This is a genomic window from Methylobacterium sp. Gmos3 (assembly GCF_056430985.1).
This window is the reverse complement of record NZ_JBWJYL010000005.1, coordinates 150,621-175,903: the sequence shown is the minus strand read 5'-3', so window position 1 is coordinate 175,903 and position 25,283 is coordinate 150,621. Positions and strand designations below refer to the sequence as shown.

Sequence of the window (25,283 nt, the reverse complement as noted above, 5' to 3'; positions counted from 1 at the left end):
TTGAGAGAGCTTTAATCACCTCAACGTAGCGGCGAAGCGGTGAGCGAATTTCGCTCACACCGACATGCGCTTCAGGACCTCGGCCTCGTCCATCGCCGCGCGCGGGCCGGACAGCACGACCTGCCCGCGATCCATCACCGCGTAGCTGTCGCAGAGGTCGCGTGCCCATTCGAAATACTGCTCGACCAGCACGATCGCCATCTCGCCCTTGCCGCGCAGGTAGGTGATGGCGCGGCCGATATCCTTGATGATCGAGGGCTGGATGCCCTCCGTCGGCTCGTCGAGGACGAGGAGCTTCGGGCGGGTGACGAGGGCGCGGCCGATGGCGAGCTGCTGCTGCTGCCCGCCGGAGAGGTCGCCGCCGCGCCGGTGCAGCATGTCCTTCAGGACCGGGAACAGGTCGTAGATCTCGGCCGGGACGTGCCTGTCCCGCCGCTTCAGGGGCGCGAATCCGGTCTCCAGGTTCTCCCTGACCGTGAGCAGGGGGAAGATCTCCCGCCCCTGGGGCACGAAGGCGATGCCCGCCCGCGCCCGGTCGTAGGGGGCGAGCCCCTGGATCTCGCGGCCGTCGAGGCGGATCGCCCCGCCCTTGACCGGCTGCTGCCCGACGATGGCCCGGAGCAGGGAGGTCTTGCCGACGCCGTTGCGGCCGAGCACGGTCGTCACCCGCCCGGCCTCGGCTTTCAGCGAGACGCCGCGCAGGGCCTGCGCCGCGCCGTAATACAGGTCGATGCCCTCGACGCTCAGCATGATGTCACTCTCACTGACGGTTGAAGCCCCACTCCGTCATTGCGAGCGGAGCGAAGCAATCCAGGGATCCGCCACGGTCGGAGGCGTCCCGCTGCCCTGGGTTGCTTCGCTGCGCTCGCAATGACGCGGCGACACGTCATCACCGCCCCAGATACACTTCGACCACCTTCGGGTCGGCCGAGACCGCATCGATGGAGCCCTCGGCCAGGACCGCGCCCTCGTGCAGGCAGGTGACGCGGCATTGCAGCGCCCGCACGAAGTGCATGTCGTGCTCCACCACCACCACGGCGTGGTCCCCCGCGATCCGGCGCAGGAGTTCGGCGGTCTGGGCGGTTTCGGCGTCGGTCATGCCCGCGACGGGCTCGTCCACGAGGAGGAGCTTCGGGTCCTGCGCCAGCAGCATCCCGATCTCCAGCCACTGCTTCTGCCCGTGGCTGAGGTCGGCCGCCGGACGGGCGCGGTGGGCGATGAGGCCGACCGTCGTCAGGATCGCGTCGATGCGCTCCGCCGCCACCCGGTTGCGCCAGCCGAACAGGGAGGCGGCCGCCGCGCGCGGCCCCTTCAGCGCCAGCAGGATGTTGTCGGCCACCGTGTGGCTCTCGAACACGGTCGGCTTCTGGAACTTGCGGCCGATGCCGAGGTCGGCGATGGCCGGCTCGTCCAGGGCGAGCAGGTCGTGCTTGCCGTCGAACAGGGCGACGCCGCTGTCGGGCTTGGTCTTGCCGGTGATGCAATCCATCATCGTGGTCTTGCCGGCGCCGTTCGGGCCGATGATCGCCCGCATCTCCCCCGGCAGCAGCGTCAGCGACAGGCCGCGCAGGGCCTTGTAGCCATCGAAGGTCACGCGCAGGTCGTCGACGTAGAGCAGCGCCCCCGTCACCTTCGTCTTGTTGGCCGGGCCGGCGGCGGTCGCGGGCCGGTCCATCACGGCGGTGTCGCTCACGAGCCCTGTCCCTCTTCCGCGAGTTTCGGGGCGATCTCGGGCTCCGGCGGGAGTTTCGCCGCCGCCCGGCGGCTGCCGAATTTCTCCATGAGCGTCCCGACGATGCCGCGCGGCATGAACAGCGTCACCACCACGAACAGGGCGCCGAGCGCGAAGAGCCACGCATCGGGCATCGCCCCGGTCAGGATGGTCTTGGCGTAGTTGACGATCACCGCGCCGAGCGCCGCGCCCACCAGCGTCCCGCGTCCGCCGACCGCGACCCAGATCACCGCCTCGATGGAGTTGCCGGGCGCGAACTCGCCGGGATTGATGATGCCGACCTGCGGCACGTAGAGGGCGCCGGCCACGCCCGCCATCATCGCCGACACGGTGAAGGCCAGCGTCTTGAAGTGCTCGGGCCGGTAGCCGAGGAACCGCGTGCGGCTCTCGGCGTCGCGCACGGCGATCAGGATCTTGCCGTAGGCCGAGACCGTCATCACCCGGGCGATCAGGTAGCCCAGCGCCAGCGCGATCCCCGTCGCGACGAAGATGCCGACGCGGAAATTCTGAGCCTGGACGTTGAATCCCAAAAGATCCTTGAAGTCGGTGAGGCCGTTGTTGCCCCCGAGGCCCATGTCGTTGCGGAAGAAGGCAAGCATCAGGGCGTAGGTCATCGCCTGGGTGATGATCGAGAGGTAGACCCCCGTCACCCGCGAGCGGAAGGCGAGCCAGCCGAACACGAAGGCGAGCAGCCCCGGCACGAGCAGCACCATCACGGCGGCGAAGGCGAAGTGATCGAAGCCGAGCCAGTACCAGGGCAGTTCCTTGTAGTTCAGGAACACCATGAAGTCGGGCAGGACCGGATTGCCGTAGACGCCTCGGGCACCGATCTGGCGCATCAGGTACATCCCCATCGCGTAGCCGCCGAGGGCGAAGAACGCCCCGTGGCCGAGGGAGAGGATGCCGCAATAGCCCCAGACGAGATCGAGGCTGACGGCCAGCAGGGCATAGGCGAGATACTTGCCGAACAGCGAGACGAGATAAGTCGGCAGATGCAGCCCGGAGCCCTCCGGCACGGCGAGGTTCAACACCGATACGGCGAGGCAGAAGGCCGCCAGCACGCCGAGGAAGATCGCGCCCTTGAGGTCGATGAGGCGGGTCATAGGGCGGCTCCTCGCGCGCACATCTCCCTCCCCCCTCTGCGGGGGAGGGTACCCTGCGGAGCAGGGGGGGAGAGGGGAGCGACGGTGCCGGATGAGCGCGCGGCGCGATCCATCCGCCAGCGTCGCTCCCCTCTCCCGACCCCCTTCGGGGGCCACCCACCCCCGCAGAGGGGGGAGGGGAGTGCGGTCGCGTACCTCACGATTCCACCCCCCGGCCCTTGAGCGCGAACAATCCGCGCGGGCGCTTCTGGATGAACAGGATGATGAAGATCAAAAGCCCGATCTTGGCGAGTACGGCGCCGACATAGGGCTCGGCGAGCTTGTTCACGACGCCGAGGGTGAGCGCCGCGACGAGCGTGCCCCAGAGGTTCCCGACACCCCCGAACACCACCACGAGGAACGAATCGATGATGTAGCCCTGGCCGAGATTCGGCGACACGTTGTCGATCTGCGACAGGGCCACCCCGGCGATGCCGGCGATGCCGGAGCCCAGCCCGAAGGTGAGGGCGTCGACATAGGGGGTGCGGATGCCCATCGCGGCGGCCATCCGCCGGTTCTGGGTGACGGCGCGGGTCTTCAGCCCGAACGATGTCTTCCGCAGGACGAACAGCAGGCCGAGGAACACGGCCAGCGAGAACAGGATGATCCACATCCGGCCCCAGGTGACGGCGAGGCCAAACACATCGACGGCGCCGCTCATGAAGGCCGGGGCGCCAACCTCGCGGTTGGTCGGCCCGAAGATCGAGCGCACCGCCTGCTGCAACACGAGGCTGACGCCGAAGGTGGCGAGCAGGGTCTCCAGCGGCCGCCCGTAGAGGAAGCGGATGATGAACCGCTCGATCAGCACACCGACGAGCCCGGCGACGAGGAAGGCGCAGGGGATGCTGATGGCGAGCGACCACGGGAACAGGGCCGGCGCCTTGGTGCGGATTGCCTCCTGCACGAGGTAGGTCGTGTAGGCCCCGAGCATCACCATCTCGCCGTGGGCCATGTTGATGATGCCCATCACGCCGAAGGTGATGGCCAGCCCGATCGCCGCCAGCAGCAGCACCGAGCCGAGCGAAATCCCGTACCAGACGTTCTGCAGCGCCCCGAGGATGGCGAGGCGGGTCTCGATGGCGGCGATGCCCCGGTTCGCGGCGGCGCGCACCGCCTCGCTCGGATCGGCGTTGAGGCCGCGCAGGATGCCCATCGCGTCGCCGTCGCCCCGCGCCTGGATGATGGGGATTGCGGCAAGCCTCTCGGGCTCGGACGTGCCGGGCTTGGCCAGGAGGACAGCGGCGCGGGCCTCGCTCATCACCTGCTTGACGCCCGCATCCTTCTCCCGCGCGAGCGCCGTGTCGAGGGCGGGGAGGGCGGCGGCGTCGCGGGCCTTGAACACGGCATCGGCCGCCTCCCGGCGCTTGGCCGGATCGGGGCTCACGAGGTTCAGCTGACCCTGGGCCGCCTCGATGCCCCGGCGGACGCGGTTGTTGGCGCGCACGGGCTTGAGGGAGGAATCGTCGGGCGCGGCGGCGCCGGTCCTCGCGTCGGTCAGCGCGTTGCCCTGGCGGATGAACAGCGCCTTGTCCGAGGGCCGCGCCAGCAGCCGCCCGTCCGACAGGGCCGAGAGGATCGCCCCCGCCCGCGGATCGCCGCTCGCCGCGAGCCCCGCGACGCCGGCCTCGATCTCGGCATAGCCGTCGCCCGCGAGCTGCGCGTAGGGGTCGGGCGCCTGGGCGAGCGCCGGGCCGGCGAGGAGCAGGAACAGGAGGGTGAGAAGGCGGATCATGCGTTTGTCATCTCGGATGAGCCGACGCCCTCTCAGGACAGGGCACCGGTACCCCTCTCCCCGCCTGCGGGGAGAGGCCCACGGACACCGTGTCGTGTCCGTGGGAAGCGCAGGCGAAGCCGGAGCGGCGGTGAGGGGGCTCGACGGATGAGTCTCGTCCGTCCCGCCCCCTCACCCCCGGCTGCCGCCTCGCTTCGGCGACGACGAGGTCGCCGAAGCCCTCTCCCCGCTGGCGGGGAGAGGGATCCCACTCACGCCCCGCCGCACTTCTTGGTCTTGGTGTTGTAGTTGCCGCAATTGAGCTTCACCCAATCGGCCTCGAGGTCCTTCGAGCCCTCGAGCTGCTTCGACCACGCCTCGCCGGGGATCAGCTTGTCGGTCTTCCACACCACGTCGAACTGGCCGTTGCCTTCGATCTCGCCGATGAAGACCGGCTTGGTGATGTGGTGGTTCGGCAGCATGGTCGCCGTGCCGCCGGTGAGGTTCTTCTGCTCGGTGCCCGGCAGGGCGGCGATGACCTTGTCAGGATCCGTCGTGCCGGCCTTCTCGACCGCCTTCACCCACATGTTGAAGCCGATGTAGCTCGCCTCCATCGGGTCGTTGGTGGTGGCCTTGGGGTTCTTCTTGAACGCCTGCCACTTCTTGATGAACTCCTCGTTCTCCGGCGTCTTGATCGACTCGAAGTAGTTCCAGGCCGCGAGGTGGCCGACCAGCGGCTTCGCGTCGATGCCGGCGAGTTCCTCCTCGCCCACCGAGAAGGCCACGACCGGGATGTCGGTGGCCTTGATGCCCTGGTTGCCGAGTTCCTTGTAGAACGGCACGTTGGCGTCGCCGTTGATGGTCGAGACCACGGCGGTCTTCTTGCCGGCAGAGCCGAACGCCTTGATCTTCGAGACCTCGGTCTGCCAATCGGAGAAGCCGAAGGGCGTATAGTTGATCATGATGTCCTCGGCCGCGACCCCCTTGGACTTGAGGTAGGCTTCGAGGATCTTGTTGGTGGTGCGGGGATAGACGTAATCGGTGCCTTCCAGCACCCAGCGCTTGGCGCCGCCGCCATCCTCGGACATCAGGTAATCCACCGCCGGGATCGCCTGCTGGTTCGGGGCGGCGCCGGTGTAGAACACGTTGCGCTCGCTCTCCTCGCCCTCATACTGGACGGGGTAGAACAGGATGTTGTCGAGTTCCTTGAACACCGGCAGCACCGACTTGCGCGACACGCTGGTCCAGCAGCCGAACACGGCCGAAACCTTGTCCTTGCTGATCAGCTCGCGGGCCTTCTCGGCGAAGAGCGGCCAGTTCGAGGCTGGATCGACCACCACCGGCTCCAGCTTCTTGCCGAGCACGCCGCCCTTGGCGTTCTGCTCGGCGATCAGCATCAGCATGACGTCCTTGAGGGTCGTCTCCGAGATCGCCATCGTGCCCGACAGCGAGTGGAGGATGCCGACCTTGATGGTCTCTTCGGCCCGTGCGGCGCCCGTCGAGAGCGGGCCCAGGGCAAGGCCGGCGGCCAGCGCGGCGGCCGAACTCCAGGTCTTCCAAGTCTTCACGATCGTCCCCTTGTCGTCTGCGCGCGACGCCCCAGCCCAGGCAATGGTCATGCCAGTTTTTTGGGCAAAAACGATCCTCCAAGGCCGGAGGCGATGACGCGCACGGCCGAAGCCGTCATCACGGTGCGGTCCGGTCCCTGCTAAGCCCCGGCACGAAAGCCCGGAGAGATCGATGACGCCTGAGTCCGACGCGGCCCCGCAGCGCATCGCCCTGATCGGCGCGCCGATCGAGGTCGGCACCCACGAGCCGGGGGCGCTCATGGGTCCGGCGGCCCTGCGCACCGCCGGGATCGTGCGCACGCTGCGGGATCTCGGCCACGAGGTCGAGGATAGAGGCGATGTCGCGCCCGCCGATCTCGCGCCCGGCGCCACGGGCCTGCCGGCGGTGGCCGCCTGGGCCCAGGCGCTCTCGGAGGCCGTCGAGGCGGCGCTCGACGAAGGGGCGATGCCGCTGGCCGCCGGGGGCGACCACAGCCTGTCGCTCGGCTCCGTCGATGGGGCGATGCGCCACTGCGCCCGCACGGGGCGACCCCTCATGGTGCTGTGGCTCGACGCCCATGCCGATTTCAACACGCCGGAGACCTCCCCCTCGGGCAATGTCCACGGGATGCCGCTGGCGGCGCTCTGCGGCGAGCCGGGCTTCGCCGGCCTGTTCCGTCAGCCGGCGCCGCCGCCGCTCGACCCGCGCCTTGTCCATCTCTTCGGCCTGCGCTCGGTGGATGCCGGGGAACGCGCCCTGGTCCGCGCCCGGAAGGTCGGCGTGACCGACATGCGGGAGATCGACGAGTTCGGCGTCGTGGCGCCCCTGCGCCGGGTGCTCCAACGGGCGGCCGAGGTGGAGGCCCATCTCCATGTCAGCTTCGATATCGACTTCCTCGACCCCTCCATCGCGCCGGCCGTCGGCACGGCGGTGCCGGGCGGGGCGACCTTCCGCGAGGCGCATCTCATCATGGAGATGCTGCACGATTGCGGGCTGGTGCGCTCCCTCGACGTGGTCGAACTCAATCCGTTCCTGGACGAGCGCGGGCGCTCGGCGCGGGTGCTCGTCGAACTGGTGGCGAGCCTGTTCGGCCGCCGCATCCTCGACAGGCCATCCTCGACGGAGGCATTGCCTACGGAACAGGCAACGCGCGGGTGAGGGTGATGCACACGGAACAGGCAGGCGGCGTCGCCGGGCGGCAGCGCTCCGTGGGCACGATCCGTCTCGTCGTGGGGCCGAGCGGGGAGGGCGGTGCGACGCGCATCCGCGACCTGTCGGAATCCGGCCCGTCGCGCCTGCGCTTCCCCCGCGTCGCGGGCGCGCCGGAGGCGGTTCTGGTCAACACGGCGGGCGGCATCGCCTGCGGCGACGTCTTCCACGTCGCGCTCGACCTCGCCGCCGGGAGCGACCTCGTCTTCACCACCACGGCGGCGGAAAAGATCTACCGCTCCGACGGCCCGGAGAGCGTCATCGACAACCAGGTGCGGATCGGGGCGGGTGCGCGGCTGGCGTGGCTGCCGCAGGAGACGATCCTGTTCGACCACGCGCGGCTGCGCCGCCGCTTCGAGGTGGACCTCGCGGCCGATGCCGGGCTGCTCGCGGTGGAGATCGTCGCCTTCGGCCGTGCGGCTCGGCGGGAGCGGATCGGGCAGGGGCTGTTCGCCGATGCGTGGCGGGTGCGGCGGGGCGGGCGCCTCGCCTATGCCGACACGGCGCTCCTCGAAGGGCCTGTCACGGACCTGCTGGCCCGCCCCGCCATCGGCGGTGGCGCCGGCGCGGCGGCGACCCTGCTCGACGCCTCCCCCGGCGCCGAGCCCCGGCTGGAGGAGGCCCGCGCGCTCCTCGCCGGGCTGGAGCGGACGGGGGAGGGGATCGAGGCGGCGGCGAGCGCCTGGAACGGGCACTTGGCCGTGCGGATGCTGGGGCCTGCGGTGGGGCCGTTGCGCGAGCGCGTCGCCCGGTTCACGGCGGCCTATCGCGGCCTGCCGATGCCGCGGGTGTGGCAGACCTGAATTGGGCGCGTCTCGCCCGTTGCCTGCCGGGGCCGACCTCTGCTAGAGACGCGGCCTCCGGGGCCATCCGCCAGGCCCCGCGCGGTGTTGCGCCGCGATCAGGATGGCCTCGTGGCGGAGTGGTTACGCAGAGGACTGCAAATCCTTGTACGGGGGTTCGATTCCCTCCGAGGCCTCCATTCTTTTCTCCCATCGCCGCTGTCGATGCAGCCCCGTCCGCAAGGCCGGGGCTTTCGGCGCTTGAGCCGAACGCGCGGCGTTGCCGTTCGGCCACGGGCGATGCGCCGACACTTATCCCGGCAAACAGGGCTTGCGCGGTCCGCCAGCGCTGTGTAGAGACACCCCCGCGATCCCCGATAGCTCAGTTGGTAGAGCAGGCGACTGTTAATCGCCTTGTCGCAGGTTCGAGTCCTGCTCGGGGAGCCATTCCGCTCTCTCGCACATCGCAAGCAAGATTGAACGCCCGGTCCATTTGAAGGCCCAGGCGTCGCATTTGTGCTTGAACTCGACTGTTTACGGGCGCCTTGCCCCGAAGGGCGAAGCGCCCTGTCTCGCGCCTACTCGCGCGAGGCCATCATGTCGTGGGTGAGGACGGTCAGCTTGCCGATCAGGCTGGTGAGGTCGCCCTTGCGGCAGGACCATTGCGTGCCGATCGCCTCGCCGTCCGATGAGACCGAGACCACCGCCACCGAGCGCAGCTTGCCCTCGCGCGCCAGGGCCAGCTGATCCTGCAACACCTCGATCACCGATGCGACCGCCTCGTCGGCGACCGTCGGGGCAAGGCGGGCCGGGAAGGCCACGATCGTCGCCTCGTCCGCCTGCTGGGTGCGCTTGTTCATCGGCTCGCCGCTCCTGTTCCTCAGTCCATCGATCCATGCGGGCCAGGTTCGGGCAGAGTGTGGCAGCTTATCCTTACTGGGTCAGATCAACCAGTCGTTGTGGTATCCGTGCCACAGGGCGGGTCAGCAGAACGCATCGCGGAGCCATCTCGCGGTTGCGAACGTTAGTGCGGCATGAGCACAGCCGTCGATCACACCCATACCGTCGAGATCGTGCCCTGCACGGGGGCCTCTCCGAGCTTCCGCTGGATCATCCGCCGGCCGGACGGCACGACCCTGCGCCACTCGCCCTATGCCTTCTCCACGGAGAAGGGCGCGCAGATCTCCGCCGCCTGCTGGCGCCGTGAGCTCGCGGAGGCCGGCATCCGCTGAGGCTGCCCGCCGATACAGGGTGCGGTTGAAATAAGCGTGGCCATGACGGAAGCCGATAGTTGGCTCCGCATGGCATGGTGGGGCACCGCGCAAACAAAAAAGCAAGGCCACGAGGCCTTGCTTTTAGAAATGGCAGTCTTTCGGCCTTGATTAACCCGACGCATTGTTTGCGTGGTGGCCGGTTTTTCCTCCCGAGACTCGGACCCTGCGCCGGCCCTCTCGGGCGTCGCAAACATCGCGACACGCTTATAGGAACAACAATGCGTGCTGTCACCGGGGGTGGAGAAAAAATCTGCGCTTTTTTGCCGGCATCGGGGAACCGGGTATTCGCCCGCCGGTTGCGCTCCTTCACATGAGGAAACCGCAGCGATCCTTCGCCGGACCCACGATCCGCTTGTATTTTGCCACAGTGACGTGTTGTGTGCCCCGCGCCGGGGCCGGTTGAGCCCCGCAAGGCTCCCGTTCGAAGCGATCGATGCGTCTCTCCCGCTACTTCCTCCCGACCTTGCGCGAGACGCCCAAGGAAGCCGAGATCGTCTCCCACCGCCTGATGCTGCGCGCCGGATTGGTGCGCCAGGAATCGGCCGGCATCTATGCGTGGCTGCCGCTCGGCCTGCGGGTGCTCAATAAGGTGTGCGACGTGATCCGCCGGGAGCAGGACCGCTCGGGCGCCGTCGAGATCCTGATGCCGACGGTGCAATCGGCCGAGCTGTGGCGCGAATCCGGCCGGTACGACGCCTACGGCAAGGAAATGCTGCGCCTGAAGGACCGGCACGAGCGCGAGATGCTCTACGGCCCCACCGCCGAGGAGATGGTCACCGAGATCTTCCGGGCGAGCGTGCGCTCCTACAAGGACCTGCCGAAGAACCTCTACCAGATCTCGTGGAAGTTCCGGGACGAGGTGCGGCCGCGCTTCGGCACGATGCGCTCCCGCGAGTTCCTGATGAAGGACGCCTATTCCTTCGACTTCGACCAGGCGGGCGCCCGGCACGCCTACAACAAGATGTTCGTCGCCTACCTGCGCACCTTCGCCGGCCTCGGCCTGCAGGCGATCCCGATGCGCGCCGACACCGGCCCGATCGGCGGCGACCTCTCGCACGAGTTCATCATCCTCGCCCAGACCGGCGAGAGCGCGGTGTTCTGCGACCGCGCCTATCTCGACATGGAGATCCCGCCGGAGACGGTGGATTTCGAGGATGTCGCCGGCCTGCAGGGCCTCGTGGATGCCTGGACCTCGCGCTACGCCGCGACGGAGGAGATGCACGAGGAGGCCGCCTTCGCCGAGGTGCCGGAGGAGAGCCGACTGGCGGCGCGCGGGATCGAGGTCGGGCACATCTTCTATTTCGGCACCAAGTATTCCGAGCCGATGGGCGCCAAGGTCGCCGGGCCGGACGGGATCGAGCGGCCGGTCCATATGGGCTCCTACGGCATCGGCCCGAGCCGGCTGGTCGCCGCGATCATCGAGGCGTCCCACGACGAGGCCGGGATCATCTGGCCGGACGCGGTCGCCCCGTTCGATGTGGCCCTCATCAACCTCAAGGTCGGCGACGCCGGCACCGATGCCGCCTGCGCGCAGATCCAGGGTGAGCTGGAGGCCGCCGGCCTCTCCGTGCTCTACGACGACCGCGACGAGCGGCCGGGCGCCAAGTTCGCCACCGCCGACCTGATCGGCCTGCCCTGGCAGGTGATCGTCGGGCCGAAGGGTCTCGCCGAAGGCAAGATCGAGCTGAAGCGGCGCGCGGGCGGCGAGCGGGAGAGCCTTCCGGCGATCGACCTGCTGGCACGCCTCAAGCGCGTCTAGGCGGCCCGATGGCGGGGCTCGCACCGATCTTCGACCAGGTGAGGGGCCGCGCGGCGGATTGGGCCTCCGGCTTCGCCGCGAACATGAAGGCGGGCACGCCGCCCTTCGCGCCGTTCGAATGGCTGCTCGCCGGCCGCTACCTCCGCGCCCGCCGCCGGGGCGGCGGCGTCTCGGTGGTGGCGTTCTTCTCGGTGCTCGGCATCGCGCTGGGCGTGGCCACGCTCATCATCGTGCTCTCGGTGATGAACGGTTTCCGGGCCGAACTGCTCTCGAAGATCGTCGGCATCAACGGCCATCTCTTCGCGACGCCCATCGACCGCTCCTTCACCGATTGGCAGGATCTGTCCGACCGTCTGTCGAAGGTCGCGGGGGTGAAGGCGGCGGTGCCGCTGGTGGAGGGGCAGGCCTTCGCCTCCTCGCAATATGGCGGCTCGGGCGTGCTGGTGCGCGGGGTGCGGGCGCAGGATCTCGATGCCCTGGCCGCCGTCACCACCTCCGTCCGGGGCGGCACGCTGGAAGGCTTCGATGACGGGACCGGGGTGCTGATCGGCAAGCGGCTCGCCGATTCCCTCGGCCTGCAGGCCGGGGACACGATCACCCTCTCGACGCCCAAGGGCGCCTCGACCCCGTTCGGCACGGCGCCGCGCACCAAGAGCTACACGGTGAAGGCGGTGTTCGAGGTTGGCATGACCGAGTTCGACCAGACCTTCGTGTTCATGCCGCTCACCGAGGCGCAGACCTTCTTCAACCGCGAGGGCGACGTCTCGCTGATCGAGATCTACGTCGAAGACCCCGACCATGTCGGCGACATGCGCGAGCCCCTGGAGATGGCGGCCGAACGGCCCCTGCTTCTCACCGATTGGCGCCAGCGCAACCGGACGTTCTTCGGGGCCCTCGAAGTCGAGCGGAACGTGATGTTCCTGATCCTCAGCCTGATCGTGGTGGTGGCGACGCTGAACATCGTTTCCGGCCTGATCCTGCTGGTGCGGGACAAGTCGAGCGACATCGCGATCCTGCGGACCATGGGCGCGACGCCGGGGACGGTGATGCGGGTCTTCCTTATCAACGGCGCGCTGATCGGCGTGGTGGGAACCCTCTCGGGGCTGGTGCTCGGCATCTTGATCACCGTGAACATCAAGCCGATCCAGCGCTTCCTCTTCCCCGGCGCCTGGGATCCGACGGTGCGCTTCCTCGCCGAGATCCCCGCCGAGATGAACCCGCGCGAGATCACGGCGGTGGTCGTGACCACGCTGCTCCTGTCGCTCGCCGCCACCCTGTATCCCTCGTGGCGCGCCGCCCGGCTCGATCCGGTGCAGGCCCTGCGCTACGGCTGAGGCCATCATCATGAGCTCTGGCCCCCAGCCAGCCGATGCCCCGCCGGTGCCGGCGCTGTTCTTCGCGCAGGTCGAGCGGCGCTACGCCCAGGCCGAGGGCGCCCTCGAAATCCTGCGCGGGACCGATCTCGCGATCTGGCCGGGGGAACTCGTCGCCCTCGTCGCCCCCTCCGGCGCCGGCAAGTCGACGCTGCTCCACCTCGCCGGGCTTCTCGAACGGCCGGATGGCGGCGAGGTCTATATCGGCGGGCGCCCGACATCGGCGATGGCCGATGCCGAGCGCACCCGCCTGCGCCGGGAGGAGATGGGCTTCGTCTACCAGTTCCATCACCTCCTGCCGGAATTCTCCGCGCTGGAGAACGTGATGATGCCCCAGCTCATCCGGGGCCTGAAGCGCGGCGAGGCGAAGTCGCGGGCCTCGGAGCTCCTGACGTTCCTCGGGCTTCAGGCGCGGCTCTCGCATCGCCCGGCCGAACTCTCCGGCGGCGAGCAGCAGCGCGTCGCCATCGCCCGCGCGGTCGCCAACGGGCCGCGCCTGCTGCTCGCCGACGAGCCCACCGGCAACCTCGACCCCGGCACCGCCGGGCATGTCTTCTCGGTGTTGATGTCGCTGGTGCGCGCCTCGGGGCTGGCCGCCCTGGTCGCGACCCACAACCTCGACCTCGCCGCCCGCATGGACCGGCGGGTGACGATCCGCGACGGGATGATCACGCCGCTGGACTAACGCCCTCCGTCATTGCGAGGAACGAAGCAATCCAGGGGCGCGAGGGCCGCTTCCGACCGTGGCGCGTCCCTGGATTGCTTCGCTGCGCTCGCAATGACGGAAGGCGGGGCGGGCCAGGGGCGCGTAACAACCCTTTATTGACCATCTTCGGACGCCGACAGCGTCCCGTGCAGATCTCTATTTCAAAAAGAACAAAACAAGAACATACTGCCTCAACCAAGACGGGAGGCGGCGATGATGCTGAAGCGGGCGATCCTGACCGGGATGGTGGAGTTCATGGCGTTCGGCATTCTGTTCGGGGCGTTCGGCGCCTGGGCGGTAGCCCTCGCACCGATCCGTTGAGGATGGGCTTCCACCTGCACGAAAGTTCCCACCGGGAGCGGTTGTCCACAGGATGTCCCCGCTTTTCACCGGCTTGCCACAGTGCCGGGGAATACGGGCCTCGCGCGGTGGATAACTGGGCTCAGTGGCGTCCGGGCGGTCGACTCCGGGGCGGGCAGGGCCGATCCTCCACGGCCCCCGAACAAGGCCGGACATGACACGTCACTTGAAGGAAGTGGGCTTCGTCCACCTCCACGTCCACTCGTCCTATTCCCTGCTGGAAGGCGCCGTGAAGGTCGGCGACCTCGTGAAGGCCGCCGTGTCCGACCGGCAGCCCGCCCTGGCGCTGACGGACACCAACAACCTGTTCGGCGCGCTAGAATTCTCCGAGAAGGCGGCCAAGGACGGGCTCCAGCCCATCGCGGGCGTGCAGCTCTCCGTGGCCTTCGAGGCGGCGGACCCCCATGCCCGGACCCTGCCGACCTACCACGGCGTGGTGCTGCTGGCGCAGGACGAGGAGGGCTACGCCAACCTCCTGCGGCTGGCGAGCCGGGCCTATTTCGATACGCCGCTGGGCGAGGCGCCGCGCGTGGCCGCCGCCACGCTGGCGGACCACGCCAGCGGGATCATCGCCCTGACCGGCGGGGCCGGCGGCCCCCTCGACGCGGCGCTGCGCGCCGGGCGCCCGGAACTCGCCGCGAGCCGGCTGGAAAGCCTGCGCCGGGCCTTCGGCGAGGACAACCTGTATGTCGAGATCCAGCGCCACGGCCTGCCCGAAGAGGGGCGGATCGAGGCGGCGCTTCTCCACCTCGCGGACCGGAAGGGCCTCGGCGTCGCGGCGGCGAACGAGACGTTCTTCGCCAAATCCGACGATTACGACGCCCACGACGCGCTGCTCGCCATCGCCGACGGCCGGATCGTCTCGGACGACCGCCGCCGCAAGCTGACGCCGCGCCACAATTTCAAGACCAGGGCCGAGATGGCGGCCCTGTTCCACGATCTGCCCGATGCCCTGACCTCCACGGTCGAGATCGCCATGCGCTGCGCCGTCCGCGCGCGGACCCGCAAGCCGATCCTGCCGAACTTTTCCCGGTTCGCCGGGGGCGAGGCCGCGCCGATGGCCGAAGCCCTGGCGGAGGCCTCCGGCGCCGTGGCGGAGGCCATCGCCGCCGACGAGCCGACCGAGCTGCGCCGTCAGGCCGAGGCCGGGCTCGAACTGCGCCTGCAACAGCACGGCACCGCGCCGGGCTTCACGGAAGACGATTACCGCAAGCGGCTCGCCTTCGAACTCGACGTCATCGTCAAGATGAAGTTCCCCGGCTACTTCCTGATCGTGTCGGACTTCATCAAGTGGGCGAAGGAGCACGACATCCCGGTGGGGCCGGGGCGCGGCTCCGGCGCCGGCTCGCTGGTGGCGTGGTCGCTCCTCATCACCGACCTCGACCCGCTGCGCTTCGGCCTGCTCTTCGAGCGGTTCCTGAACCCCGAGCGCGTCTCGATGCCGGATTTCGACATCGACTTCTGCGTCGAGGGCCGCGAGCGCGTGATCCGCTACGTGCAGGAGCGCTACGGCGAGCGGCAGGTGGGGCAGATCATCACCTTCGGTACGCTGCTGGCGCGCGGCGTGCTGCGCGATGTCGGCCGCGTGCTGGAGATGCCCTACGGGCAGGTCGACAAGCTCACCAAGCTCGTGCCGCAGAACCCGGCCAACCCCGTCACCCTGGCCCAGGCCATCGAGGGTGAGCCGAAGTTGCAGCAGGCGATGGAGGAGGAGCCCATCGTCGGCCGCCTCATCGACATCGCCAAGAAGCTCGAAGGGCTCCACCGCCACGCCTCGACCCACGCCGCCGGCGTGGTGATCGGCGACAGGCCGCTGGAAGAGCTGGTTCCCCTCTACCGCGACCCGAAGACGGGGATGCGCGTCACCCAGTTCAACATGAAGTGGGTGGAGCAGGCGGGCCTCGTGAAGTTCGACTTCCTGGGCCTCAAGACGCTCACGATGCTGCGGTGCTGCACCGATCTCTTGAAGCAGCGCGGCATCGAGATCGATCTGGCCTCGCTGCCGCTCGACGATCCCAAGACCTACGAGCCGATGAAGCGCGGCGAGACGGTCGGCGTGTTCCAGGTGGAATCGGCCGGGATGCGCAAGGCGCTCTGCGAGATGCAGGCCGACCGGTTCGAGGACATCATCGCCCTGGTGGCCCTGTACCGTCCGGGCCCAATGGCCAACATCCCCGTCTATTGCGAGCGCAAGCTCGGGCGCGATGCCGGCAACGAGGCCTCGTGGTACCCGGACCCCAAGCTGGAGCCGATGCTGCGGGAGACCTTCGGCATCATCGTCTACCAGGAACAGGTGATGGAGATCGCCAAGGTCCTGGCCGGCTACTCGCTCGGCGAGGCCGACATGCTCCGCCGCGCCATGGGCAAGAAGATCCGCGCGGAGATGGACGCCCAGCGCGAGCGCTTCGTGAAGGGCTGCGAGGCGGCGGGCCTCACCAAGGCCAAGGCCAACGAGATCTTCGACCTGTTGGCGAAGTTCGCCGATTACGGCTTCAACAAGAGCCACGCGGCGGCCTACGCGCTGCTGACCTACCAGACGGCCTATCTGAAGGCGAACCATCCGGTCGAGTTCCTGGCCGCCGCCATGACGCTGGACATCGACAACACCGACAAGATCGCCGAATTCCGCCAGGACGCGCAGCGCCTGAAGATCACCGTCGAGCCGCCCTCGATCAACGCCTCTGGCGAGGTGTTCGAGGTGCGCGACGGCAAGATCTTCTACGCGCTAGCGGCCATCAAGGGCGTCGGCCGCGAGGCGGTGCGCGCCCTGGTCGAGGCGCGGGGCGACAAGCCCTTCACCGACCTCTCCGACCTCGCGCGGCGGCTCAACCCGCGCCTCGTCAACAAGCGGACGATGGAAAGCCTCGTCCAGGCCGGGGCGCTCGATGGCATCGAGCCCGACCGGGCGCGGGCCTTCGCGGCGGTCGAGCCGATGATGCGGCTCGCTGCCAGCGCGGCGGAGGCCGAGACGACCGGCGTCGCGGACATGTTCGGCGGCGTGGCCTCGGCGGACGTCTCCCTGCGCATCCCGCCCCACGAGTTGTGGCCCATGGCCGATACGCTGAAGCGCGAATACGCGGCGATCGGATTCTTCATCTCGGGCCACCCGCTCGATGAGTATGGCGACCTCCTCGACAAGCTGCGGGTTCAGAGCTGGACGGAGTTCTGCCGGGCGGTGCGGGCGGGCACGACGAGCGTCGGCCGGGTCGCGGCCTCGGTGCTGGACCGGGCCGAGCGGCGCACCAAGACCGGCAACAAGATGGGTATCGTCACGCTGTCCGACCGGACGGCGCATTTCGAGGCGATCATCTTCTCCGAGGGCCTCGGCCAGTACCGCGACATCCTGGAGCCCGGCCGCCCGCTGGTGCTCCAGTTGCAGGCGAACCTGGAGGGCGAGGAGGTCCGCGCCCGGATCATGACCGCCGAGCCGCTGGATGCGGCGGTCGCCCGGTTCCAGAAGGGCATGCGCATCCACCTGGAAGACCCGCGCGGCATCCAGGCGGTGCAGAGCCGCCTGACCATGCGGGGGGAGGGGGAAGTGTCGCTGGTGCTGCGCCTCGATGGCGGCGAGCGCGAGGTGGAGATCCGCCTGCCCGGCCGCTACCAGGCGACGCCGCAGCTGGCGGGCATGCTCCGCGCCATGCCAGGGGTGGCGCAAGTGGAGGTGAGTTGAACCGGGGTTTTCAAAGGGCCAGCCCTTTGATGGGGTCCAGGGGCTAAGCCCCTGGACAAGCAGGGCTCCGCCCTGCACCCGCGAAAGGACTCGTCCTTTCGAAACCTCGATCCTTACATGCTCGACACCGTGGGCGGCGGGGCGCGGCCTCAAATTCCCTTCACCGTCAACCCCGATTTTTCGTGCAACCCACCATGGATGACGGCGACGTGAGGCTCGGCTACGCTGCGCCGCAAGCGGCGCTCTCAGCGCGGCATTCAGAAGTCGGCACGGAGTGGGTGGAATGGGCGCGAGCGCCGGAATCGCCGAGGTGAAGCGCGACAAGCCGTGGATCATCCGCACCTATGCGGGCCACTCGACGGCGGCCGAGTCGAACAAGCTCTACCGGGGCAACCTCGCCAAGGGCCAGACCGGCCTGTCGGTCGCCTTCGACCTGCCGACCCAGACCGGCTACGACCCCGACCATGAACTCTCGCGCGGGGAGGTCGGCAAGGTCGGCGTCTCGATCGCGCATCTCGGCGACATGCGGACCCTTTTCCAGGACATCCCGCTCGCGCAGATGAACACCTCCATGACGATCAACGCCACGGCGCCGTGGCTGCTCGCCCTCTACCTCGCCGTCGCCGAGGAGCAGGGCGCGCCGTTGAGCGCCCTCCAGGGCACCACCCAGAACGACATCATCAAGGAATACCTGTCGCGGGGCACCTACGTGTTCCCGCCGGCGCCGTCGCTTCGGCTCACCAAGGACGTGATCCTGTTCACGACCAAGGAGGTGCCGAAGTGGAACCCGATGAACGTCTGCTCCTACCACCTGCAGGAGGCGGGGGCGACGCCGGTCCAGGAGCTGTCCTACGCCCTGGCCATCGCCATCGCCGTCCTCGACACGGTGCGCGACGATCCCGCCTTCGACGAGGCGAGCTTCCCGGAAGTGTTCGGGCGCATCTCGTTCTTCGTGAACGCCGGCCTGCGCTTCGTCACCGAGATCTGCAAGATGCGGGCATTCTCGGAACTCTGGGATGAGATCGCCCAGGAACGCTACGGCATCGACGATCCGAAGAAGCGCATCTTCCGCTATGGCGTGCAGGTGAACTCGCTGGGGCTGACCGAGCAGCAGCCCGAGAACAACGTCCACCGCATCCTCATCGAGATGCTGGCCGTCACCCTGTCGAAGCGCGCCCGCGCCCGCGCCGTGCAATTGCCGGCCTGGAACGAGGCGCTCGGCCTGCCGCGCCCGTGGGATCAGCAATGGTCCATGCGGATGCAGCAGATCCTGGCCTTCGAGACCGATCTGCTGGAATACGACGACATCTTCGACGGCTCCCACGTCATCGAGGCGAAGGTCGAGGAACTGAAGAACCAGACCCGCGCCGAACTGGAGCGGATCGGCGGCATCGGCGGCGCGGTGGCGGCGGTGGAGACCGGCGCCCTGAAGCGCGCCCTGGTGGAATCGAACGCCAAGCGCATCTCGGCCATCGAGGCGGGCGACCAGATCGTGGTCGGCGTCAACAAGTACCAGCATGGCGAGCCCTCGCCGCTGACGGCCGGAGAGGGGGCGATCTTCTCCGTCTCCGAGACGGTGGAGATGGAGGCGGCGGGCCGCATCAAGACGTGGCGCGAGACCCGCGACGCGGCGGCGGTGCGGGCGGCGCTCGCCGGCCTGGAGGAGGCGGCGCGCTCGGGGGCCAACATCATGCCGGCCTCCATCGCGGCGGCGAAGGCCGGCGTGACGACCGGCGAGTGGGGCTCCTGCCTGCGCGGGGTGTTCGGCGAGTACCGGGCGCCGACCGGCGTCACGCGGGAGACCGTCTCGGCGGGAGCGGCCGAGGAGGCGCGCCTCCTCATCGCCGACCTCGGCGAGCGCCTGGGCGAGCAGCCGAAGCTCGTGGTCGGCAAGCCCGGCCTCGACGGCCATTCGAACGGCGCCGAGCAGATCGCGCTCCGCGCCCGCGATGTCGGGTTCGACGTGACCTATGACGGCATCCGCCAGACGCCCTCCGAGATCGTCGCCAAGGCGAAGGAGACGGGCGCTCACGTGGTCGGCCTGTCGATCCTGTCGGGGAGCCACGTCCCGCTGGTGCGGGAGGTGCGGGCCAAGATGCGCGAAGCCGGGCTCGACCACATCCCGGTGGTCGTCGGCGGCATCATCTCGCCGGACGACGAGCTGGTCCTGAAGAACATGGGCGTGCGGGCGGTCTACACGCCGAAGGACTACGCCATCGACCAGATCATGATCGGCCTCGCCAAGGTCATCGAGAAGACCCTGGACGGCCAGACGAACCGCCCGCAGGAGGAGCCGGCGCAGGTTTACTGAGGGGGAACCCCCTCTCCCCGCCTGCGGGGAGAGGCCAGCCGACACCTTGTCGTGTCGGCGGGAAGCGGAGGCGCAGCCGGAGCGGCGGTGAGGGGGCTTGCCGGAGGAGCCTTGTCCGTCCCGCCCCCTCACCCCCGGCTGCCGCCTCGCCGCGCCGACGACGAGGTCGTCGCGGCCCTCTCCCCGCAAGCGGGGAGAGGGGGTGCAGCGCGGCGCGACCGTTTTACCGAGCACTCTGCCGTTGTTGCTTCGCTCTCGCTCGCAAGGACGGATGGGGCTTTCGTCGGCCCCCTCGTTCAAGACGCGACCCGCCGGTTCCCTTCCTCCGCCCGCCCTGTAATCTCCGCTTCGCGATACCGCCGCGATTCGCGTCGCGGCGGCGGGGGAGGGGCCCATGGCGCGGTGGTGGATCCAAGCGGTCGCGGGCGGCCTCGCCGCGCTGCTCCTGGCGGCGCCGGCGGTCGCGCAGACCAAGCCAACACCGGCCGCCTTCGCGCGCAGCTTCACCCGGCCCGGCCTCGCCAGCGATGCGATCCGCCTTGAAGCCACGCTGAAGGCCGAGGCCGGCGGCTCGCTCGCCCCCGCCGCGCTGTCCCGCCGCAAGGGCGAGGGGCTGCTCGAAGCCGACAAGCCCACTGAAGCCCTGGCGCCCCTGGCCGCCGCAATCGCGGCCGATCCCGGCGATCCGGCCAATTGGCGCGCCTATGCTCGCGCGGCGGAAGCGGCGGCGGGCGAGACGGAGGAGAACGATTACCAGGGCCGCACGCGCCTGCGCGGTCAGGCGCTGGCCGCCGCCTACCGGGCCTACGAGCGCGCCCGCTCCGCGCCGGATGCCGCCGCCGCCCTGGCACTGCTCGGCGCCAACGCCGCCGATCAGGAGGAATGGCGCCCGGCCCTCGATGCCTATGCCGTAAGCCTCGCGCTCGCCGACGATGCCGCAATTCGCGCGACTTATGAGGCGCTTCGCGCGGAGCACGGCTTCCGCATCCTCAACTACACCGTCGATTCCGATGCCGCCGCCCCGCGCCTGTGCTTCACCTTCTCGGAGCCGGTGGCGCCGAAGGCGGATTTCGCGCCCTTCGTCGCGGTCTCCGGCAGCGCCTCGGCGGCGGTGACGGGAGAGGGGTCGCAGGTCTGCGTCGATGGGCTGAAGCACGGTACCCGCTACGCGGTGGTGCTGCGCCCCGGCCTGCCCTCGTCGGTCGGCGAGACCCTGCTCAAGGCCGCCGATTACGAGATCTATGTTCGCGACCGCGCCCCCCAGGCGCGATTCACCGGCCGCAACTACGTCCTGCCGCGCACGGGGCAGGCGGGCATTCCCGTCGTCGCGGTGAACGCGCCGAAGCTCGATATCGAGGTGCTGCGCATCGGCGACCGGGGCCTGCTGCCGACCCTGCGCTCGGAGGATTTCCTCGGCCAGCTCAGCGGATCGACCGCCAAGGGCATCGCCGCGCAGAAGGGCGTGCGCGTCTGGAAGGGCAGCCTCGACACCGCCAAGGCCGAGATCAACCAGGAGAGCGTCACCGCCTTCCCCGTGCTGCAGGCGGTGGGGAAGCTCGAACCCGGCGTGTACGTGATGATCGCCCGGCCCTCCGGCACGGCCTCACCGGACGAGGAGAGCTACGAAACCCAAGCGACGCAATGGTTCGTCGTCTCCGACCTCGGCCTGACGGCGACCAAGGGGCGGGACGGCGTCCACGTGGTGCTGCGCTCGCTCGGTACGGCCAAGGCGACGGAGGGGGCCGAGATCCGCCTCGTCGCCCGCGACAACGAGGTGCTGGCGACCCGCAAGACCGACGCGCAGGGCCACGCCGCCTTCGAGGCGGGCTTGAGCCGGGGCGAGGGCGGCACCGCTCCGAGCCTCGTCGTGGCGCAACTCGGCGACGATTACGGCTTCCTCGACCTCGACCAGGGCGCCTTCGACCTCACCGACCGGGGCGTGAAGGGCCGCGCCGAGGGCGGCGGGCTCGATGCCTATCTGTTCACCGAGCGCGGGGTCTACCGCTCCGGCGAGACGGTGCAGGTCGCCGCCCTCCTGCGGGACGCGCGCGGCAACGCCGTGCCCAACCTGCCCCTCACCCTCGTCGTGAAGCGCCCCGATGGCGTGGAATACCGCCGGGTCTCGGTGGCCGACCAGGGGCTCGGCGGGCGGGCCTATCCCCTGCCGCTGCTCTCGGGGGCGATGCACGGAACGTGGCGGATTGCGGCCTATACCGATCCGAAGGCGCCCCCGGTGGGGGAGGCGAGCTTCCTCCTCGAAGATTACGTCCCCGAGCGGCTGGACGTGACCCTCACCCCCGCCGTCCCGAGCCTGAAGCGGGGCGAGCCGGCGCAGGTGGCGGTGGCCGCGCGCTACCTCTACGGCGCGCCGGGGGCGGGGCTCGACGTGTCGGGCAGCGTCACCGTGCAGGCCGCCGCGACGAGCGGCATCAAGGGCCTCGACGGATTCACGGTGGGCCTCGACGACGAGGCGGTGGAGGCGACGACGCGGGAACTCTCCGCCCACGCCACCACCGATGCGCAGGGCGCGGCGAGCGTCGCCGTGCCGGTGCCGGAGGTGGTCGCCCCGCGTCCGCTGGAGGCGAAGATCACCCTCGCGGTGGGCGAGCCCGGCGGGCGGGCACTCTCCCGCAGCGTGACGCTGCCGATCCTGCCCTCCGGCCCGGTGCTCGCCCTGCGCAAGGGCTTCTCCGATCTCAAGGAGGGTGACCTCGCAGCCTTCGACGTGGTGATGGCCGATCCCGAGGGGCGCCGGCTGCCGAAGTCCGGCGTGACCTGGACGCTTAACAAGGTCGAAAAAACCTATCAATGGTACCGCGCGGACGGGCGCTGGTCCTTTGAGGCGGCCAAGACCACCAAGCGGATCGCCAGCGGTACGCTGGACCTCACCGCCGACGCGATGGGCCGCATCGCGGCGCCGGTCGGCCTCGGCGCCTACCGCCTCGACGTGACGGCGCCCGGCCTCGCCGAGGCGGCGGCGAGCCTCGGCTTCGAGGTCGGCTGGGCGGGCTCGGAGACGGCGCAGGCCCCCGACCTCCTCGACCTCACCCTCGACAAGGCGGCCTACGCGGTGGGCGAAACGATGAGCGCCAAGCTCGGGCCGAAATTCGCGGGCCAGGCGAGCGTGATGGTGGTGAGCGACCGGGTCCACGAGATCCGCGAGGTGAGCGTGCCGGAGGGCGGCACCACGATCCGCCTGCCCGTGAAGGCGGAATGGGGCGCGGGCGCCTACCTCGTCGCGACCACCTACCGGCCTCTGGATCAGGCGGCGCGGCGCCAGCCGGGGCGGGCGCTCGGCCTCGCGTGGTTCTCGGTTGATCGCGACAGGCGCGCCCTCACCGTCTCCGTCGCCGCGCCGGAGAAGGTGCGGCCCCGGCAGGACCTGACCCTGCCTGTGACGCTCGCGGGTCTCGCCCCCGGCGAGGAGGCGCGGGTCACGGTGGCGATTGTCGATGTCGGCATCCTCAACCTGACCCGCTACGCCGCCCCGGACCCGACCCGCTACTTCCTCGGCCAGCGGGCGCTGGGGCCGGAATTCCGCGACGTCTACGGCTACCTGATCGACGGGATGCAGGGCAGCGCCGGGGCGATCCGCTCCGGCGGCGACGCGGGCGGGGCGGAACTCGCCGACGCGCCGCCGACCGAGGCGCCGCTGGCTCTGTTCTCCGGCGTGGTGAAGGTCGGGCCGGACGGCACGGCCAGCGTCACCTTCCCCGTGCCCGCCTTCAACGGCACCGGCCGGGTGATGGTCACGGCCTGGAGCGGCACCCGCGTCGGGCAGGCGCAGGCCGATGTCACGATCCGCGACCCCGTGGTGGTGAGCGCCACCCTGCCGCGCTTCCTCGACATCGGCGACCGTTCGCGCCTGTTCGTCGCCCTCGACAATGTCGAGGGGCCGGCGGGCGAGTACGTGGCCGACATCGTGCCCTCGGGGCCGGTCCTCGTGGGGGCGCAGGCCCTGCGCACCACGCTGCGCCTTGCCACCAACGGACAGGCCCGGTTCGCCGTGCCGCTCACGGCGGCGGGGCCGGGCGTCGCCCGGCTCGATGTCGCGCTGTCCGGGCCGGGGCTGGCCGCGCCCCTCTCGCGCAGCCTCAGCCTCGGCATCGCCCCCGGCACCGGGGCGCTGCTGCGACGGCAGGTTCGCAATCTCGCGCCGGGGGAGAGCCTGACGGTCTCAGCCGACCTCCTGGCCGACGTGATCCCCGGCACCGGGCGCGTGTCCCTTGCGGCCTCGATGCTGCCCGGCGTCGACGTGCCGGCCCTGCTCCAGGCCCTCGACCGCTATCCCTATGGCTGCTCGGAGCAGGTGGTGAGCCGGGCGATGCCGCTGCTCTACGTGAACCGGCTCGCGAGCCTCGACCAGCTCGCCCTCGATCCGGACGTGGACGGTCGGGTGCGCGAGGCCATCGAGCGGGTGCTCTCGCGCCAGGATTCGAGCGGTGATTTCGGCCTGTGGTCGGCGGAGGGCTCGAACGACCTGTGGCTCGATGCCTACGTCGCGGACTTCCTCACCCGTGCCCGCGAGCGCAAGTTCGCCGTGCCGCAGGGGCCGTTCGCGCTCGCCCTGGACCGGCTGCGCAACGCGGTCGCCAACGCGAGCGAGGTCCGCGATGGCGGCGCCGACCTCGCCTACGCGGCCTATGTGCTCGCCCGCAACGGCCGCCCGGTGATGGGCGACCTGCGCTACCTCGCCGATTCCCGCCTCGGCGACTTCCGCACGGCGCTCGGCCGGGCGCAGCTCGCCGCCGCCCTGGCGCTCCTCGGGGACCGGGGCCGGGCGGCGCGGGTGATGGAGGCGGCGGTTTCCTCGCTCGCGGCGGAGCGGGACAGGGGCACCTACCGGGCCGATTACGGCTCGCGCCTGCGCGACGGGGCCGGGCTGATCGCGCTCGCCGCCGAGACCGGCCTCACCCACGGCGCCCTCGCCCCCGCGAGCGCGGCTCTGGGCCAGGAGCGCGCCGACGGACGCCCGACCAGCACGCAGGAGAACGCCTGGATGGTGCTCGCCGCGCAGGGGCTGGCGGACGAGGCGAAGGGCCTGTCCTTCACCCTCGACGGGGCGGCCCAGCAGGGGGCGCTCGCCCGCTCGTTCCGCGAGACGGATCTGGCGGGGGCGGGGCGCGTGCTCGTGAACACGGGGGCGGCGCCGGTCCAGGTGTCGCTCGGCGTGTCCGGCAATCCGATGAATCCCGAGCCCGCCGAGTCCCGCGGCTACACGGTGGAGCGCAGCCTGCACCGGCTCGACGGCAGCGTGGTCGATCCCGCCACCGGCATCCGGCAGAACGACCGCCTTGTGGTGGTGCTCACGGTGACGGAGGCCAAGGCCGAGGCGGCGCGCCTCCTCCTCGTGGACCGGCTCCCCGCCGGGCTGGAGATCGACAACCCGAAACTCCTCGACGCGGACGCCCTCAAGGGCCTCGCCTTCGCGAAGTCCGACGTGCAGCCGGTCCATACGGAGTTCCGGGACGACCGCTTCGTGGCGGCCTATACCCGCGAGCCGAGCCAGCCGGCCGTGTTCTCCGTGGCCTATGCGGTGCGGGCGGTCTCGCCGGGGACCTACGTCCATCCCGGCGCCAGCGTCGAGGACATGTACCGCCCCGCCCGCTACGGGCGGACGGGCACGGGGAGCCTGACGGTGGGGGAGGGACGGTAGGCGGACTCACCCACGCCCCTTCCGTCCTTGCGAGCGGAGCGACGCAA

General features: G+C 70.0%; 15 protein-coding genes and 2 tRNA genes. 11 read left to right on the top strand and 6 right to left on the bottom strand.

The features are described from left to right. Positions 1-54 precede the first annotated feature (54 nt). The 5 genes from urtE to urtA form a co-directional block, all read right to left on the bottom strand. On the bottom strand, positions 55-750 hold the full coding sequence (gene urtE, locus ACS5Q7_RS12030; RefSeq protein WP_478339543.1) for an urea ABC transporter ATP-binding subunit UrtE: 696 nt from the start codon (positions 748-750) through the stop codon (positions 55-57). A 139-nt stretch (positions 751-889) separates the two neighbouring features. Next, entirely contained in the window at positions 890-1,675 is a 786-nt protein-coding gene (gene urtD, locus ACS5Q7_RS12025) for an urea ABC transporter ATP-binding protein UrtD (RefSeq protein WP_478339752.1), read from the bottom strand. Between the two features lie 14 nt (positions 1,676-1,689). Then, entirely contained in the window at positions 1,690-2,835 is a 1,146-nt protein-coding gene (gene urtC, locus ACS5Q7_RS12020) for an urea ABC transporter permease subunit UrtC (protein ID WP_478339542.1), read from the bottom strand. Positions 2,836-3,031: 196 nt separating this feature from the next. Then, positions 3,032-4,606 (bottom strand): urea ABC transporter permease subunit UrtB, encoded by a 1,575-nt coding sequence (gene urtB, locus ACS5Q7_RS12015; RefSeq protein WP_478339541.1) that lies wholly within the window; start codon positions 4,604-4,606, stop codon positions 3,032-3,034. Positions 4,607-4,857: 251 nt separating this feature from the next. Continuing rightward, a complete protein-coding gene (gene urtA / locus ACS5Q7_RS12010; protein WP_478339540.1) occupies positions 4,858-6,153 on the bottom strand; it encodes an urea ABC transporter substrate-binding protein in 1,296 nt (431 codons plus the stop codon). 172 nt (positions 6,154-6,325) lie between these two features. On the opposite strand from urtA, the gene rocF reads away from it, so the two are divergent. The 4 genes from rocF (at position 6,326) to ACS5Q7_RS11990 (ending at position 8,571) form a co-directional block, all read left to right on the top strand. Next, positions 6,326-7,291: an arginase gene (gene rocF, locus ACS5Q7_RS12005; RefSeq protein WP_478339539.1), complete on the top strand. Its 966-nt coding sequence runs from the start codon at positions 6,326-6,328 to the stop codon at positions 7,289-7,291. Between the two features lie 5 nt (positions 7,292-7,296). After that, positions 7,297-8,145 carry an urease accessory protein UreD gene (locus tag ACS5Q7_RS12000; RefSeq protein ID WP_478339538.1) on the top strand — a complete coding sequence of 283 codons (849 nt, stop codon included), beginning with the start codon at positions 7,297-7,299 and terminating at the stop codon, positions 8,143-8,145. A gap of 105 nt (positions 8,146-8,250) precedes the next feature. Further along, a tRNA-Cys gene (locus tag ACS5Q7_RS11995) sits at positions 8,251-8,324 on the top strand. A gap of 171 nt (positions 8,325-8,495) precedes the next feature. Further along, positions 8,496-8,571 (top strand) — tRNA-Asn (locus ACS5Q7_RS11990). 131 nt (positions 8,572-8,702) lie between these two features. On the opposite strand, the gene ACS5Q7_RS11985 is transcribed toward ACS5Q7_RS11990, so the two are convergent. Continuing rightward, positions 8,703-8,984, bottom strand: a complete 282-nt coding sequence (locus ACS5Q7_RS11985) for a hypothetical protein (protein ID WP_478339537.1) — start codon at positions 8,982-8,984, stop codon at positions 8,703-8,705. A 174-nt stretch (positions 8,985-9,158) separates the two neighbouring features. On the opposite strand from ACS5Q7_RS11985, the gene ACS5Q7_RS11980 reads away from it, so the two are divergent. The 7 genes from ACS5Q7_RS11980 to ACS5Q7_RS11950 all read left to right on the top strand — a co-directional run bounded on the left by ACS5Q7_RS11980 (position 9,159) and on the right by ACS5Q7_RS11950 (position 25,236). Continuing rightward, positions 9,159-9,356, top strand: a complete 198-nt coding sequence (locus ACS5Q7_RS11980; RefSeq protein ID WP_478339536.1) for a hypothetical protein — start codon at positions 9,159-9,161, stop codon at positions 9,354-9,356. Between the two features lie 475 nt (positions 9,357-9,831). After that, entirely contained in the window at positions 9,832-11,157 is a 1,326-nt protein-coding gene (proS, locus tag ACS5Q7_RS11975; protein WP_478339535.1) for a proline--tRNA ligase, read from the top strand. An 83-nt stretch (positions 11,158-11,240) separates the two neighbouring features. Further along, positions 11,241-12,491, top strand: a complete 1,251-nt coding sequence (locus ACS5Q7_RS11970) for a lipoprotein-releasing ABC transporter permease subunit (protein ID WP_478339751.1) — start codon at positions 11,241-11,243, stop codon at positions 12,489-12,491. A 10-nt stretch (positions 12,492-12,501) separates the two neighbouring features. Continuing rightward, positions 12,502-13,215 carry an ABC transporter ATP-binding protein gene (locus ACS5Q7_RS11965; protein WP_478339534.1) on the top strand — a complete coding sequence of 238 codons (714 nt, stop codon included), beginning with the start codon at positions 12,502-12,504 and terminating at the stop codon, positions 13,213-13,215. A gap of 535 nt (positions 13,216-13,750) precedes the next feature. Beyond that, entirely contained in the window at positions 13,751-17,269 is a 3,519-nt protein-coding gene (dnaE, locus tag ACS5Q7_RS11960; protein WP_478339533.1) for a DNA polymerase III subunit alpha, read from the top strand. Between the two features lie 283 nt (positions 17,270-17,552). Next, positions 17,553-19,580: a protein meaA gene (locus ACS5Q7_RS11955; RefSeq protein ID WP_478339532.1), complete on the top strand. Its 2,028-nt coding sequence runs from the start codon at positions 17,553-17,555 to the stop codon at positions 19,578-19,580. A 394-nt stretch (positions 19,581-19,974) separates the two neighbouring features. Next, on the top strand, positions 19,975-25,236 hold the full coding sequence (locus tag ACS5Q7_RS11950) for an alpha-2-macroglobulin family protein (RefSeq protein ID WP_478339531.1): 5,262 nt from the start codon (positions 19,975-19,977) through the stop codon (positions 25,234-25,236). The last annotated feature ends 47 nt before the right edge of the window (positions 25,237-25,283 follow it).

Bases quoted from the DNA above. Each gene is read 5' to 3' on its own strand.
- urtE (WP_478339543.1), bottom strand. From the start codon at position 750: ATGCTGAGCGTCGAGGGCATCGACCTGTATTACGGCGCGGCGCAGGCC.
- urtD (WP_478339752.1), bottom strand. From the start codon at position 1,675: ATGGACCGGCCCGCGACCGCCGCCGGCCCGGCCAACAAGACGAAGGTG.
- urtC (WP_478339542.1), bottom strand. From the start codon at position 2,835: ATGACCCGCCTCATCGACCTCAAGGGCGCGATCTTCCTCGGCGTGCTG.
- urtB (WP_478339541.1), bottom strand. From the start codon at position 4,606: ATGATCCGCCTTCTCACCCTCCTGTTCCTGCTCCTCGCCGGCCCGGCG.
- rocF (WP_478339539.1), top strand. From the start codon at position 6,326: ATGACGCCTGAGTCCGACGCGGCCCCGCAGCGCATCGCCCTGATCGGC.
- ACS5Q7_RS12000 (WP_478339538.1), top strand. From the start codon at position 7,297: ATGCACACGGAACAGGCAGGCGGCGTCGCCGGGCGGCAGCGCTCCGTG.
- ACS5Q7_RS11985 (WP_478339537.1), bottom strand. From the start codon at position 8,984: ATGAACAAGCGCACCCAGCAGGCGGACGAGGCGACGATCGTGGCCTTC.
- ACS5Q7_RS11980 (WP_478339536.1), top strand. From the start codon at position 9,159: ATGAGCACAGCCGTCGATCACACCCATACCGTCGAGATCGTGCCCTGC.
- proS (WP_478339535.1), top strand. From the start codon at position 9,832: ATGCGTCTCTCCCGCTACTTCCTCCCGACCTTGCGCGAGACGCCCAAG.
- ACS5Q7_RS11970 (WP_478339751.1), top strand. From the start codon at position 11,241: ATGAAGGCGGGCACGCCGCCCTTCGCGCCGTTCGAATGGCTGCTCGCC.
- ACS5Q7_RS11965 (WP_478339534.1), top strand. From the start codon at position 12,502: ATGAGCTCTGGCCCCCAGCCAGCCGATGCCCCGCCGGTGCCGGCGCTG.
- dnaE (WP_478339533.1), top strand. From the start codon at position 13,751: ATGACACGTCACTTGAAGGAAGTGGGCTTCGTCCACCTCCACGTCCAC.
- ACS5Q7_RS11955 (WP_478339532.1), top strand. From the start codon at position 17,553: ATGGGCGCGAGCGCCGGAATCGCCGAGGTGAAGCGCGACAAGCCGTGG.
- ACS5Q7_RS11950 (WP_478339531.1), top strand. From the start codon at position 19,975: ATGGCGCGGTGGTGGATCCAAGCGGTCGCGGGCGGCCTCGCCGCGCTG.